This window comes from Micromonospora sp. NPDC049679, assembly GCF_040659735.1.
In the GTDB taxonomy this organism is placed as follows: domain Bacteria; phylum Actinomycetota; class Actinomycetes; order Mycobacteriales; family Micromonosporaceae; genus Micromonospora_I.
This window is the reverse complement of the sequence record NZ_JBFANZ010000006.1, coordinates 1-13414: the sequence shown is the minus strand read 5'-3', so window position 1 is coordinate 13414 and position 13414 is coordinate 1. Positions and strand designations below refer to the sequence as shown.

The 13414-nt window shown below is 69.1% G+C and carries 11 protein-coding genes, 2 tRNA genes and 1 pseudogene; 10 read left to right on the top strand and 4 right to left on the bottom strand.

Annotated elements, in window-relative coordinates:
- The first annotated feature begins 24 nt into the window (after positions 1-24).
- Together AB0J06_RS05910 and AB0J06_RS05905 are read left to right on the top strand one after the other, a co-directional pair.
- A tRNA-Ser gene (locus tag AB0J06_RS05910) sits at positions 25-115 on the top strand.
- 34 nt (positions 116-149) lie between these two features.
- Positions 150-225: transfer RNA gene (locus tag AB0J06_RS05905), tRNA-Arg, on the top strand.
- Between the two features lie 598 nt (positions 226-823).
- Here the strand turns inward: AB0J06_RS05905 and AB0J06_RS05900 are convergent.
- Entirely contained in the window at positions 824-1204 is a 381-nt protein-coding gene (locus AB0J06_RS05900) for a hypothetical protein (RefSeq protein WP_357425102.1), read from the bottom strand.
- A 537-nt stretch (positions 1205-1741) separates the two neighbouring features.
- Here AB0J06_RS05900 and AB0J06_RS05895 point away from each other — a divergent pair.
- Positions 1742-2446 carry an LPXTG cell wall anchor domain-containing protein gene (locus AB0J06_RS05895; protein ID WP_357425100.1) on the top strand — a complete coding sequence of 235 codons (705 nt, stop codon included), beginning with the start codon at positions 1742-1744 and terminating at the stop codon, positions 2444-2446.
- A gap of 349 nt (positions 2447-2795) precedes the next feature.
- Here the strand turns inward: AB0J06_RS05895 and AB0J06_RS05890 are convergent, their stop codons facing one another.
- Positions 2796-3104: a transposase gene (locus AB0J06_RS05890; RefSeq protein ID WP_357425097.1), complete on the bottom strand. Its 309-nt coding sequence runs from the start codon at positions 3102-3104 to the stop codon at positions 2796-2798.
- A 131-nt stretch (positions 3105-3235) separates the two neighbouring features.
- Between AB0J06_RS05890 and AB0J06_RS05885 the strand changes: the two genes are divergently transcribed.
- The 5 genes from AB0J06_RS05885 to AB0J06_RS05865 all read left to right on the top strand — a co-directional run bounded on the left by AB0J06_RS05885 (position 3236) and on the right by AB0J06_RS05865 (position 7888).
- On the top strand, positions 3236-3952 hold the full coding sequence (locus AB0J06_RS05885) for a winged helix-turn-helix domain-containing protein (protein WP_357425095.1): 717 nt from the start codon (positions 3236-3238) through the stop codon (positions 3950-3952).
- Positions 3949-5208: an MFS transporter gene (locus AB0J06_RS05880; protein WP_357425093.1), complete on the top strand. Its 1260-nt coding sequence runs from the start codon at positions 3949-3951 to the stop codon at positions 5206-5208. The genes AB0J06_RS05885 and AB0J06_RS05880 overlap by 4 nt, the downstream gene beginning before the upstream one ends.
- Positions 5209-5548: 340 nt before the next feature.
- A complete protein-coding gene (locus AB0J06_RS05875) occupies positions 5549-6115 on the top strand; it encodes a hypothetical protein (RefSeq protein ID WP_357425091.1) in 567 nt (188 codons plus the stop codon).
- Positions 6116-6289: 174 nt separating this feature from the next.
- Positions 6290-6835, top strand: a complete 546-nt coding sequence (locus AB0J06_RS05870) for a GNAT family N-acetyltransferase (protein ID WP_357425089.1) — start codon at positions 6290-6292, stop codon at positions 6833-6835.
- Between the two features lie 228 nt (positions 6836-7063).
- Positions 7064-7888 carry a hypothetical protein gene (locus tag AB0J06_RS05865; RefSeq protein WP_357425087.1) on the top strand — a complete coding sequence of 275 codons (825 nt, stop codon included), beginning with the start codon at positions 7064-7066 and terminating at the stop codon, positions 7886-7888.
- A gap of 162 nt (positions 7889-8050) precedes the next feature.
- On the opposite strand, the gene AB0J06_RS05860 is transcribed toward AB0J06_RS05865, so the two are convergent.
- Both AB0J06_RS05860 and AB0J06_RS05855 read right to left on the bottom strand, forming a co-directional pair.
- Positions 8051-8425 (bottom strand): hypothetical protein, encoded by a 375-nt coding sequence (locus tag AB0J06_RS05860; RefSeq protein ID WP_357425085.1) that lies wholly within the window; start codon positions 8423-8425, stop codon positions 8051-8053.
- Positions 8426-8571: 146 nt separating this feature from the next.
- Complete coding sequence (locus AB0J06_RS05855; RefSeq protein ID WP_357425083.1) at positions 8572-11778, bottom strand: IPT/TIG domain-containing protein; 3207 nt, start codon at positions 11776-11778, stop codon at positions 8572-8574.
- A gap of 207 nt (positions 11779-11985) precedes the next feature.
- Here AB0J06_RS05855 and AB0J06_RS05850 point away from each other — a divergent pair, with 207 nt between their 5' ends.
- Together AB0J06_RS05850 and AB0J06_RS05845 are read left to right on the top strand one after the other, a co-directional pair.
- Positions 11986-13209 carry a serine hydrolase domain-containing protein gene (locus tag AB0J06_RS05850; RefSeq protein ID WP_357425081.1) on the top strand — a complete coding sequence of 408 codons (1224 nt, stop codon included), beginning with the start codon at positions 11986-11988 and terminating at the stop codon, positions 13207-13209.
- 129 nt (positions 13210-13338) lie between these two features.
- Positions 13339-13414: pseudogene (locus tag AB0J06_RS05845) on the top strand (30S ribosomal protein S8); the annotation flags it as partial.

Below are 13414 nucleotides of genomic sequence, written 5' to 3'. Positions count from 1 at the left end.
ACGGCGGTCTTCGAGGACCGTCAGGGAGACTTCGCCTAGTCTGGTCTATGGCGCCGCACTGCTAATGCGGTTGGGGTCTTAAAGCCCCTCCCGGGTTCGAATCCCGGAGTCTCCGCGCGAAAGTCGGTGTGTAGACTGGCTGAGCACCTGCGCCCGTAGCTCAACGGATAGAGCATCTGACTACGGATCAGAAGGTTAGGGGTTCGAGTCCCTTCGGGCGCACCACACAGGGGAAAGCCTCCGATCAGCCGAAATGGCCAGGTCGGGGGCTTTTTCGCATGCGCTGCGTCCCCGACCTCGGGGAGTTCCGCAGCGTCCGGCGGTGGACGCCTCGGGAGGTGGCTGACGCCGACCCCGCGACCCTCGAACCGCACCTGAGCCGGATGCTGACCAAGCTGAACGCTCTCAGTGGACGGTGAGCGTCAGCGGTGGGAGGTCTCGGCGCGACAGAGGCTGTCGGCGTGTTAGGCCTCGCACTGTCGAATTAGCCTCTTCAGGATCAATGCGCCGCGCAAGCGCGGCGCGTCGCGCTCTGGACCGCCGGCCCGCCGCGCACGCGCCGGCCCGCCGCACCAGCTGCCGGGCGGGTTGATGCCCAAGATGCCTCCGGCGGGGGCGCTCCGGCTCCGGGAGGGGCACTGCCCTCCCGCCCGTCCTCGACCCAGGCAAGCCGAGCAGACCAGGTCCAGGGCGCCAAGGTGGAGCGCCCTACCGGACGAACGACCTTGGCGCCCTGGACCTGGCCCGCTCCCCGATGGCGTGGGTCGAGGGCAGACGGGAGGGCAACGGGGCGAGGTCGAGGTTCGTCCTCGAACAGCTCGGATCAGCGGTTGTCCGCCTCAGACGAGAACACCGCCAACGCATGGTCGACATCGACGTAATAGTGCGCGGACGCGTAGGTCTGCTTCCCGACGTAAGCGGCGTCCAGACTCGCGCTCTGCTGCCACTTCGCGTCCTTCGGTATCCACGCTGACAGATGTTCCAGCCGCGGCCTATCATCTACCGCCCACCCCCGGCCCACTGTCAGCGTGGAGACCGGCTTCCAGTCGCTATGGCGATCGATGACGGAGCGCACCGCGTCCGGAGAGAGCTGGACGACACCGATCTGATGGTCAGGACCGGGGGTGCCGGCCGACAATCCGCCTCGACTTTGCAAGGCAGGGGTTAGGGGTTCGAGTCCCCTGGGCTCCACCAGCACAGACACCGGTTGATCTCGGGTGCGAGTACAGCCAAGAGGTCACGCCGTGCCCTTCTGATCCGTAGGAGCGAGCGTGGTCGACAGACCCGGCGATCACCTCGCCGCCGACCTGAGGACGGCGTTCCTCGGATGGCGCGGCGTTGCCTTCCGCTGGGTCAAGCTGGGGTCACCTGACCCCAGGTCGGGATCACGGTTTAGGAAGTGTGAACACGGCCGGTAGTCACACCCCGTGACCCGCCTCCACCTGCCTTGCAGTGCCGGCGGGCACGTCCAGGAACTGACCGCCGTTGACCCTCGGCTCCCGCTCGAACGGGCACGGCGGGAACCATCTAGCGCCTCGGACCATCTCAGCCCGCCCAGCCTGCTAAGAGTTCCTACCAAAATGATCTAGGTGGTGGGTCTTTCATCCCTTATGGAGGGACTTGAAGGCCTCCTCTGGTCGGCAGCCCTGGGCACCCTCGACGACATAAATCCCTTCTTGCTTTTCCGCCCGCTGTCGGTAATATCTTCATGTTTTGGCCTGCAGCGGGGAGGAAAACCCACATGCGACGGAAGATACCGGCCGGCATCCTAATGGCCCTGGTCTTTCTGATTCCGGCGGCACCGGCGGTGGCTCAAACCGAATCGCCCGGGCTGAACGAGGCCTGCCAAACGGTCGAGCGCAAGGTATACAAGGATATCCCCGAGCTTGTCACCATCGACCTGGATACCGCCACCAATGTAGAGGTGCGGGTGTTGGCCTACCAGATCCTGGCCGCGGCAAACGCCGACTCGTTGCCCGTTCTGCCTGACGCCATTCAGGAGCGCCTGGCCGGCACCGCGGACGATCTGCGCGCATTCCTCAAGGCGGACGTGCAGAACGCATGGTCAACGGCTCTGCGGGTCACGGTCGTCCGGACGTTGACGGGCGCTGGTACCAACGTGAAGGCGGACGCGAAAAAGACGCTCGATGAGGGGACTGTCGATGCCTACCTGGCTTACCTGAACAACGGCCTGTACGCCGCACGTGCGCTTGACTGCGCGTCTCAGCCCACACCGACACCGAGCGCCACGCCCAGCGCCACGACGACCGTTGCACCGACCCCTGCTTCCTCCACCAGCCTGGGCGCCCCCGGCGGCGAGGGCGGTGGGCTGCCCGTGACCGGTGCCGACACCGCGACCGTGGCCGGCATTGGCGGTGCGCTTCTGCTCCTCGGCGGCGCTGGCTACCTGATCGGACGCCGACGCCGTTCCCGCTTCGTGGCATAGCCCGCTCGACGCGCCCGGCTCGATGCTTCGTCGCGCTGGGCGCGTTCAGCGCTGTGCTTGGCGAGGTTCGTCGCGACCCAAAGGCGCGTTGTCAGCTTCGGAAGCAAGTTGCAAGGTTAGGGGTTCGAGTCCCTTCGGCGCACATAGCTGAACAGGTAAAACGCACAGGGCCGGTCGCTTGCGACCGGCCCTGACAGCAACCGGCGACAGCAACGTCATTTCCCGGCCTCGTCATCAAGGCGGCCTGCTGGCGACCTCCGGCCGGCATCGGCCGGGCCGGTGCGCTGAAGCATCCGAGGGGCGACTCGGATAGCGATCCAGATGTCACCGGCCAAGAGGCTCAGACCGATCAGACCCATGACAAGCCCATAGATTCGATCGGCGTCGGCGAGAGGTGGCCCATCCGGTGGCAATGGATCCCAAGCGTTCCAAGCGCCTCCGATAAGCAGCACGCCGACGAGGGCCAAGGTAAGCGGCACAAGCAGAAACACGAACCGGTCAATCCTGGCAGGAACTCCCACTGGATTTCGGTGTGCAGCACGGACAGAATGCCGCACAGCACCTGCCGGTCCGGGATCCGGTTGCGCCCGGGGAAGCGCCGTCGCCGTTCGGGCTTGGGCAGCAGCGGCTCGATGCGCCGCCACAACCCGTCCGGCACGATTCACGGCGGCTGCTCGCCTCGCCTCACGGCCCAACACTCTAGATCGTCCTCCATCGTGGACGGAAGGCTCTAGATCATTTTTTCAGGACCTGGTTGCAACAGTTTCTTTGCATAGTTATCTTGGCATAATGGCCGGGGATCCGCACAAGCCTGGGTACGACTCCACACAGGACGTAGTTCTCGACGCACGGACGCTACGCGGTGTAGCCCATCCACTGCGCCTGCGGTTGCTCGGCTCACTGCGCCATGAGGGACCGCAGACCGCCACCCAGTTGGCCTCCCGACTCGGTGAGTCCAGCGCAGCGACCAGCTACCACCTCCGCACACTGGCTGCTCACGGCTTCGTGACCGATGCGCCCGAGCTGGGCCGCGGCCGGGAACGCTTCTGGCGCGCCGTGCATCGCTCGACCTGGTTCGACGTTCCCGACCGCGACGCGCCGGAGCGTGCACTCGGCGAGGCCTACCTGCGCACGGTCGCGCGGATGTACGCGGAGAACGTCGAGCGGTCCATCACCGAGTTGGCCGACTGGCCACAGGAGTGGGTACGGGCGGCCAGCATGAGCGACCTCACGGTCAGCCTGAGCGCCGCCGAGGCGCAGCAACTCGCCGACGACATGATGGCCCTGCTGGTGCGGTATCGGGACCGGGCGGCGGACCGGGCCGGTGACGGATCGGAACGCGTCGCGATGACCACGCAGTTCCAGATTTTCCCGCGGCGCGGCCAGCTGGACGCGCTGTTGGCGACGCGAACCGCGTCCGTCGGCGGGCCCGTCACCGCGGGTAATGAATCGTCCGGTACCGCGGCCGATGAACCGTCCGGTGCTGCGGACGGGGACCGACTATGAGTCAGCGGTCCGCGTACGGGTTGCTCATCGCCGAGGCGGTCTCGGTCGCCGGCACCCGGATGTCGGTCGTGGCGGTGCCCTGGTTCGTGCTGCAGACCACCGGCGACGCCCTGCTGACCGGCGTCACCGCGTTCGTGGAGATGGGCGCCCTGGTCGCGGCGCGCGTACTCGGCGGACCGCTGGTCGACCGTATCGGACCGCGGATGGCCAGCGTCGGCGGTGACCTGATCGCCGGGCTCGTGCTCGGCGTGGTGCCCCTGCTATACGCCGCCGGCCTGCTCGCCTATCCGGTCCTGCTCGTACTGGTCGGGGTGGTCGGGCTGTTCCGCGGGCCGTCGGACAACGCGAAGTACGCGATGGTGCCCGACGTCGCGGCCGCCGCCGGCTGGAGTAACGAGCGTGCCGCCGGGCTGGCCGACAGCGTGCAGCGCCTCGGGTCGCTGATAGGAGCGCCACTGGGCGCAGTGCTGATCGTTCTGGTCGGCGCTCCCGCGGTCATCGCGCTGGACGCGGCCAGCTTCCTGCTCGCCGCCGCGCTGGTGGCGACACTGGTCCGGGTCCGGCGGGCCGAACCCGACCCGGCCGAGGTGGGTCACCGCACCGGCGTCGGCGGCTACCTTGCCGACCTCGGGGCCGGGCTGCGCTTCGTCCGGCGTGATCCGCTGCTACGGGCGATCGTCGCGATGGTGCTGCTGACGAACCTGCTCGACCAGGCAATGACGGCGGTGCTGATCCCGGTATGGGCGGCCGAGCGCTTTAATGACGCCGCACCAGTCGGGCTTGTGTTCGGCGCGGTGAGCGCTGGCGCCTTCGTCGGGTCACTGCTCGTGTCGATGTACGGCGCGCGATTGCCGCGATGGCGCACGTACGCCCTGGCCTTCCTGCTCGGCGCCGTCCCGCGGATCTTCGTGCTGGCGCTGCCAGTCGGACTGCCTGTCATCGCGGGCGTCGCGCTCGTCGGCGGGGTGCTGATCGGGGCCATCAACCCATTGCTGTCCGCTGCGGAGTTCGAACGCATCCCGGCCAACCTGCGGGCGCGTGTCCTCGGCGCGGTCGGCGGCCTGGCTTGGGCCGGTATCCCGCTCGGCGGGCTCGTCGGCGGCGTGCTCGCAACAACGCTCGGCGCCACCGGCGGCATCCTCATCGTGGGCGCGGCGTACCTGTTGGTCACCCTGGACCCGCTGGTCCGCCGGCGCACCTGGCGGCTGATGAACCGGCCCGCTCCAGCCACCGCCTCGGTCGCTGTGCCAACCTGACTCCGGCGTCACCGGCGCGGACCCCGGAGGCGAACGGCAACGATCTGTCACCCTCGCTCACAACCGGATCCCTTATCGCTCAGGAGAATTAGCCACCCGTGCCAGCGGACCTTGCGGGCGAGCCACACGTCGCGCCGGGTGAGTCCGCCAGCGCCGACGCTTGACAGCCGCCATTGAGACTCGTCCGGTAGGGCGCTCCACCTTGTCCCCGTCCGGGGAGGCTGGACGGTCTACGACTGCCCGACGAGGAGATCCGCTCCCAGGGGGCCGCGAAAGCCACGCGCTACCGGTATCGTCCGCTGTCACGCTGTTGAGGCCTGCGGGAGAGGTGCCGGGAGCAATGTCGTCCGAGGTCTTGTTCTTCTCCGGGGCGGCGGTTGTGCTGTTGGCGGTTGCTGTGCTGCTTGGCAGGTTGCTGGCCAAGCGCCGCCGCTGGGAACTCCTGCCCCTGATGGGAGCCCTTGTCGCGTCGGTGATAGTGCTGACGGTGATCACGGGGCCGCTCGGTGAACGATCGCTGGCGGTCGGGCTTGCTTCCTTGTCTTGGGGGGCGGTGCTTCTGGCCACCGTCTTTTTGGTAAGGCGTTCACACCCACGCCTTGTGATCGCGGTCGGCGCGGTAGGGGGAGCCATTGCGATACACGTGGCGATGGTCGCGTTTGTGTTTGCAAGGTTCAGCGCAGCGGAGGCCCCCCGGGAATACGCGCTGCTGTGGTTGCCCGCTGCAATGACGGGCGCGGTGAGGAACCTGGGCGAGCCGGGCAGCGGGGTCGAGACGCCGCTGTGGGTTCGGATGTCTGAGGACGCCGGCCTGTTGCCGTTGCTGGTGGTCTTGTTGTCGGGCTTTGCCGTGTCTTACGTGGTGCGCCGGGGGACCCTCGCCCGAGGTGCCAACGTTCAGGTCTGAGCGCCACTCAGTCTCAGGAGGTATGGCGGGCCATCCACGGGCCAAAAGCCCGTGTAACTCCAGGCGGATCCAGGCCGCAAGAGACTGCGTTGAGCAGGCGAACCGCCGTGCCTCGGCCCGTGGGGTGCTCGGTAAGGCTTTGCCCACCCCGGCCGGCTCGGATAGCTTCGCCCGGTGGTGCAGATCAATACTGAACGGCTGGTCCTGCGGGACTGGCAACAGTCCGACCTCGCGCCATGGGCGGCCATGAACGCCGATCCGGAGGTCCGGGAGCATCTCGGCGCACCGTTGACCGCCGAGCAGGCCGCAGCCTCGGTGCGCTGCTTTCAGGACGATCTGGACCGCGTCGGCTTCGGCTTCTGGGCCGTCGAGGTCCGCGCCACCGCCGAATTCATCGGATTCACCGGCCTGGACGCGGTGGACGAGGCGATGCCCTTCACCGGCGTCGAGGCCGGCTGGCGATTGGCCCGCTCCGCGTGGGGGTACGGGTACGCCACCGAGGCGGCACTCGCCGCCCTGTGGTACGGCTTCGACACGCTCGGGCTGCCCGAGATCCTCGCGATCACCACCGTGACGAACGTGCGTTCGCAGGCGGTGATGCGGCGGATCGGCATGACCACCGACCCGACCGACGACTTCGACGACCCGGAGGCTGAGCAGGGCCCGCTGCGCCGGCAGGTCGTGTATCGCAAACGCGCGGAACCGCCCGTCCGGCGGTAGCCGCCGCCAACCGTCGCCGCAACGGCAGACGTGCCGCCTCAACTGCTGGTTGTCCGACGCGGCTCGCGTCACTGGTCGCCGGCCTGATTCAGCGATCCGCCCGCCGAGTGGGCACGAGCAGCGCACGCTTGAGCGTGGAGCGACGCAGCCCGGTCATGTCTGCGCCCTGCGTGAGGGGTGGACCGGGAAGCCGACGCCGGAGGGAGGTCGATGATGCAGGTCCGTCTCATGTCCGAGCCAGCACCGGGCCACGCCGAGAACGAAGACCACGCGTTCCACGCCGGCCCGATCGTCGCCGTCCTGGACGGGGTGACCGTGCTCCCCGGGACCGACACGGGCTGCGTTCACGGGCCCGCCTGGTATGTGCGCCGACTCGGCAGCCGCCTCACCGAGGTCGCGGAGGAAAGCCCGACCGCCCCGCTCGCCGACAGCCTTGCCGAGGCCATCCGCCGGGTACGCGGCGATCACGGCGACCGGTGCGACCTGGACAACCCGGCGACGCCCGCTGCGACCGTCTGTCTGGTCCGCGATACGGGGCAAACGCTCGACTACCTGATCCTGTCCGACAGCACGCTCGTCACCGAGCGGGCCGGACAGGTGCAGATCTTCACCGACACCCGCTTCCACAAGGTGGTCGCCGAGTTGCGGCGCGACGCGGTCACGGAGGACTACGCGATCGGCAGCAGCGAACAGGCGGCGCGGATGCGTCAGACCGTCACGCGCAAGCACGAGTTCACCAACCAGCCGGACGGGTACTGGGTCGCCGCCGCCGATCCCGATGCCGCGCACCAGGCCGTGATCGGAAGCCTTCCCCTGACGGGGAAGACCCGCGTACGCCGCGCCGCCCTGCTCACCGATGGCGCCTCGTGCGCGGTCGACGATTACGCCTTCATGGACTGGGCGGAGTTGCTCGAACTGGTGACCGAGCAGGGCCCGGAGGAGTTGATCCGCCGGGTACGCCTGGCCGAGGACGCCGACCGGGACGGGTACGCGCAGCCGCGGTTCAAGCGCCACGACGACGCCACGGTCGCCCTCTGCACCTTCGACAAGTAGCAGCGGTGGGGAGCCGCGCGTCCCCGTACGCGGCGAATGCGCGACGGCAGAACGGGTAGCCGGCACCGAAGCCAGCAGGTGATGGCGGCAGCCTGACCCCGTCCGCCGGCCGGCTGCCCGTCGCGGGAACCGGCCGGCGGCGGGGCCGTCGTACGCGAGCCGTCAGTTCTTCAGGAACGTCCGCCATTCCGCTTCGTCCGCGAAGCGGCGTACCTGCTCCTCGGTCTGCGCCTGCCGGGCCATGCGGCTGAGCTGGCCCTGCAGGATGGCGCTCGCCAGCAGAGTGCCGATCTTGCCGGCGCCGCCGCGCTTGAGCGCGATCTGGACCTCGCCCATGACCTTCAGGTTCTCCGGCTTGAGCACCTTCATGTCGCGCAGGTCGACGGCCCCGGTCCAGCCCGGCTTCAACTTGCGCGCCTCCCGCTGGACCGCCCCGACGATCTCCGAAAATTCCGAATCGATGATCGGGTCAGCTACGGAGAGCGCGAGTTGGTTCTCCGTCACCTTCGCTTCGACGCTGTACATGGGTTCCTCCACGTCTGGTGTCCTTCCTTCTTGTCTCGGCAGGAACATCCAGCCGTTGAGAAGAAGGTCCGGGTGAGCCCGCCGCCCCGGGAGGCGGCGAGCTCACCCGGAGGATCAAGGAGTGGCCCTTGATCCACGGACAGTGATGTCCGGCATGGTCAGGAGACCGTGTAACGGAACTTGCTACCGCTGTTGGCGGTGGTGGTGCCGCCCGGGGTCGTGACCACCACCTCGTAGGTGCCGGCCGCCCGCGGCGGCAGGGTCACCCGGACCTGCGTGTCCGAGAGCCGTACGTAGCCGATCGCGGTTCCACCGACCGTCACCCGCGTCGCCGCGGTGAGCCCGGTACCTGTGATCACGACCGTGGTGCTCTTGCTGGTCAGTCCGCTCGACGGCGTCACCGACGAGAGGACCGGCACAGGCGGCGCCACGAACGCGAACTTCGACGTCGAACTCGTCCCCGATGTGCCGCCCGGGGTCGTGACCTGCACGTCGAACGTGCCGGCCGCGCTGGTCGCGCGCGGCGGCAGGGTCGCCCGGAGCTGACCGTCGTTGACGAAAACGAACGGAACCACGAGGCCACCGACGGTCACGCGCGAGGCGGCCGTGAGGTTGCTGCCGTTGACCAGTACGACCGTCGCCACGTACGTCATGCCGCTGGTGACGCTCAACGACGACACCACCGGCGCGGGCGGCAGCTCGTAGGTGAACTGTGCTGCCGTGCTGGTGCCGCCCGGCGTGGTCACCGCGACATCGAGCGCGCCGGCCGGCCGTGCCGGCAGAACGACGCGCAGCTGCGTGTCGGAGATCCGGGTGAACGAGACCTTGACACCCCCGAGGGTGACCATGGAAGCCGCGGTGAAGTTGCTGCCGGTCAGTCCGACGGTGCTGGTCTTGTACGTGTAGCCGGTGTTCGGGCTGACCGCGTCGATCACCGGCGGTGGCGGGGCCTCGTACGTGAAGGCCACACCTGTGCTGGTCCCTCCCGGCGTGACCACCTGCACGTCGACGGTGCCCGCGGTGCGCGGGAGCAGCGACGCCTTGATCTGCGTGTCGGAGACCCGGGTGAACGGCACGGAGACGCCGCCCACGGTCACCTTCGACGCGGCGGTCAGGTCGGTGCCGGTCAGTGTCACGGCGGTCGACACGTAGGTCAGGCCCTTCGTGACGCTGAGGCTCGTCACCGTTGGCGCGGGCGGTGCGACGTAGGTGAACGTGGTCGCCGTGCTGCTGCCACCCGGGGTGGTCACCACCAGGTCGACGGGGCCCGCGGCCCGCGGCGGCAGGACCACCCGCAGCTGGGTCGCGGAGATCCGGGTGAAGCCGACCCGTACGCCGTTCGCGGTGACCTGCGACGCCGCGGTCAGGTCGGTGCCGGTCAGCAGCGCCGACGTGGTCAGGTAGGTGAGGCCGCTGTCCGGGGCCACCGTGCTCACCGCGGGCACCGGCGGCGCCGTGTAGGTGAACTGCGCGTCCGATCCGGTCGCGGTCACGCCGCCCGGGGTGGTCACCTGCACGTCGACGTCCCCCGCCGCGTGCGCCGGCAGGGTCGCCTTCAGCTGCGTGTCGGAGACCCGGGTGAACGACACGGCGACGCCACCGACGGTCAGCTTCGACGCGGCGGTGAAGTTGACGCCGGTGATGGTGACCGGCGTCGGGAGGTACGTGAGCCCGCCCTTCGGGTTCAGCGAGGTGATCGCCGGAGCCGGCGGGGTCCGGTACGTGAACTGCGTGGCGGTGTCGACCGCGCTCGTCCCGCCGGGCGTGGTGACCTGCAGGTCGACGGTGCCGGCGGCGCCCGGCGGCAGGGTGAGCTTGAGCTGCGTGTCGGAGACCCGCGTGAAGGACAGACTCTTGCCGCCCAGGGTGACCTTCGTCGCCCCGGTGAAGCTCGTGCCGACCACCACCACGGGCGTGGCGAGGTAGGTCAGCGCGCTGCTCGGCGTGACGGATTGGACGACCGGCGCGGGCGGGTTGACGTAGGTCAGCTTCGCGGCGGGCCCGGTGGGGCTGGTGCCCTGTGCGGTGCTGACGGTGACGTCGTACGTGCCGACGGGCATCGCGGGCGCGACGAAGCTGAGGCTGGTGGCGGAGAGCAGCTTCGACGCGACCGCCTTGGTGCCGACCTTGACCGAGGTGGCGCCGGTGAAGTCGGTGCCGGTCGCCGTGATCGTCGTGCCGCCGAAGATGAGCTGGCTGTTCACGTTGAGCGCGGAGACGACGGGCGGTGGCGGCACGTACGTGAACTTGCCGGTCGCGGTGACCGGGCTGATCCCGGCCGGGTTGGTGACTGTGACGTCGACCGTGCCCAGGGCGTTCGGCGGTGCGGTCGCGACCAGCTTGGTGACGCCGTTGGCCTGCACCGGGTTGAATGTCGCCGTGGCGGAGCCGAAGCGGACGGCGGTGGCGCTCGCCAGGCCGGCGCCGGTGACCGTCACCTGGGTGCCCCCGTCGGAGCGGCCCTTGTTGACCGAGAGCGATGCCACGGTCGGCGCCATCGGGATCGGCGCGGACGGTGTCTGGATCCCGCTGATCGTGTAGGCGCCGTTGACCACGGTGTTGACGAACGACCAGGAGACCTTGGCGTCGCCGCTGTTGCCCCAGCCCGTGCCCCACTGGTTGCGGAGGAAGACGCCCTGGGCGTCGTACCCGAAGGCGGTCACCATGTGCCCACCGAGGCTGCTGCCGCTGGTGGTGCTGTAAAGGCTGTGCGAGCGGAGGGACATGAAGTCCTTGAAGACCGGGAAGCCGATCGCGACCGGCGAGCCGGAGGCGATGGCCTGTTGGATCGCCGTCTGGGCACCCGCACCCTGGTTGCCGCCGACCCAGAGCCGGGTCCAGCCCGTCACCTTGTAGTTGGCCGCGTTGGCGATCTGCTGGGCGGTCGGCGGGGTCTGCCAGCCGACCGTGCCCTGGAAGTAGTTGTCCTGGGTGTCGACGCCGCCGGACTGCGCGTTGGCGAGCGCGTGGTCCGGGACGAGGCCGGCGTTCGGGGCGCCGCCTGCTGCGACCGTCCGCATGTAGAGGAAGAGCGGAGCGTACGGAGCCCCGACGCCGCCCGTGCGTGTCGCGTAGTAACCCATGATCGAGTGGGCTATCGTCCATGCGACGCACGAGCCGACCTGCCCCTGGTCGCCGACAGGCGGCGCATACTGCCGCAGGTCGACGCTGGCGGGCAGCGTGCTGGACGCGTAGACACCGGCGTCGCCGCCGGCGAGGACGCGGCCAGTGCTGGGGACGTAGCCCCCGACCGCGTGTGGCAACGATGTGGGCGCGGCGAGCGCCGCTGACGCGGGCGCGGTGATGGCTATCACCGCGAGAACCGCGACCAGTGGCCTGGTCAACCTGCGCAAGAGGAGGGGCATCCGTGCTCCTTCGGACAGAGGTCATCCGGTGCCCGTACGCGCCGCTCAGGCTCCATGCCCTGCCGGTGCTGACACCGAGAATCGCCCCATCGGCACAGATGATCTTTAGTTGAGCCCTTCGCCGGGGCCATCCCGGATAGACGATCAGGGATATGCGCGGGTGTTTCCCGGATCACACGGGCGGCGGTCGCCCGGAAGGCTTACGGCATGCGAAAGCCGACCCGCGCGCTCGCCGCGCTGACCGCCACCGCACTCCTCTCCGTCACCCTGGCCGCGCCGGCCGGAGCCGCCCCGCCCGGCGCCGCCGTGGGCGCCCCGCCCGGCGCTGAACCCCGACCGCAGTGCCCCACCCCGCCACCCGCGCCGACGACGCTGCCGCCGCTCTCCGACGCGAAGCTCTCCGCGGCCATCGCCGCGCTGCCGGACGACGAGGTCACCGGCGCACTGGCGCGGGTCCGTGGCTCCGCCGGCTCCTGGCAGGGCACCGCCGGCGTCGCGGACCTGCGTACCGAACGACCGGTTCCGGCGAACGGGCGGTTCCGGATCGGCTCGATGACGAAGGTGTTCACCGCGGTCGTCGCGCTCCAGTTGACCGCCGAAGGGCGCCTCGACCTCGACCAGTCGGTGCAGCACTACCTGCCGGGCCTCCTGCCCCCGGACTACGAGCCGATCAAGGTTCGGCACGTGCTGACCTACACCAGCGGGATCAATGGAGCGAGCGTTCCGCACAAGGACCCGGACTGGTTCTTCGCCCACCGCTACGACCACTGGGAGTCGGGCAGCCAGCTCGATCTGACGCGGCCGCTCGCGTTCAAGCCCGGGTCGAAGCAGCGGTACGGCAACGCCGACTACTGGCTCGCCGGGCTGTTGATCGAGAAGGTCACGGGACACAGTTGGGCGCGGGAGGTCACCGACCGGGTGATCAGGCCGCTGCGGCTCACCGGGACGAGCGCGCCCGGCGACGATCCGCGCATCCACGGACCGCACGCCCACGGGTACGAAGCGGTCGAAACCCCGGACGGCACGCGGTGGGTCGACGTGACCTTGGCGAACCCGTCGTTGCAGTGGTCCGCGGCCGCGATCGTCTCCACCGCCGAGGACCTGGACCGGTTGATGGTTGCGCTGTTCACCGGACGGCTGGTCCCCGCGCCGCAGTTGGAGCTGATGTTCACGGTCCCCGACGTGTACGTGTTCGACGGCGACGACGACCCGGCGAACGACCGGTGCGCGGACTACGGCCTCGGCCTCGCACGGATTCAGCTCGGACCGGTCACGGTGTGGGGGAAGAGCGGCGACCGCCCCGGCTACAACAACGGGATGGGCGCTACCCGTGATCTGTCCCGGCGGCTCGTCTACTCCGTGAACACGATCCGCATGGGCGGCGCGCAGCCGTTGCGGGCGCAACGGATCATCATGGCCACCTTCTCCTGATCCCGCCGCCGCCCGACATCGATCAAGGACTTATCAGTCGATCAAGGACGTATTCACACGATTGGAGATCGTTCCATGCGAATACGTCCTTGATCGACGCGGACGGGGGGCGGCGCGGACGGGGGGGGTAACGCCAACCAGGCGTACCACGACCGGGTGACCATGCCCTACTCGAAGATCAATGCGAACATCGCCGAGGTTCTCA